The sequence below is a fragment of the Limimaricola sp. G21655-S1 genome, assembly GCF_027213785.1.
Taxonomy (GTDB): Bacteria; Pseudomonadota; Alphaproteobacteria; order Rhodobacterales; family Rhodobacteraceae; genus Limimaricola.
Genome location: NZ_JAPWGO010000120.1, coordinates 1 through 355, shown reverse-complemented (window position 1 = coordinate 355; position 355 = coordinate 1). Strand labels below are relative to the sequence as shown.

At 52.1% G+C, this 355-nt stretch carries 1 protein-coding gene; it reads right to left on the bottom strand.

Annotated features, from left to right (window positions below; translation table 11 throughout):
* On the bottom strand, positions 1-355 hold a 355-nt coding region (mobF, locus tag O4G76_RS20115), incomplete at both ends, for a MobF family relaxase (RefSeq protein ID WP_269398921.1).

The following is a 355-nucleotide window of genomic DNA, read 5'->3' as shown; positions in this document are numbered from 1 at the left end:
CTTCCTAGCTTGAGTTGCTACTTGCTCAATATGAGCGAGCACATCAGCAACAGCAGCATCATGAGCGGCAACAATCCGCTCATCAAGGCCGACAAGCGCCTGCATTGATACGCTTTTAGGGGGGGCAAATGTCAGGTCTATTCCAACTCTGCTTTTCATATCGTTGCGCCTTGATAGACGCAACTCTTCACCAGATGGCAGCCGTCCTTTCAGCAGGCCTTTAAATTGCTCCTCATCAACCGCGCCTTGTAGGCCTAACCGTTCAGCACCTGCACCTTGCCACATGCTGGCGTTACCATCCTTGGCATAGTAATCATCAAGCCCATCTAGGGTATACTGAGCAAGACGGCCCCCC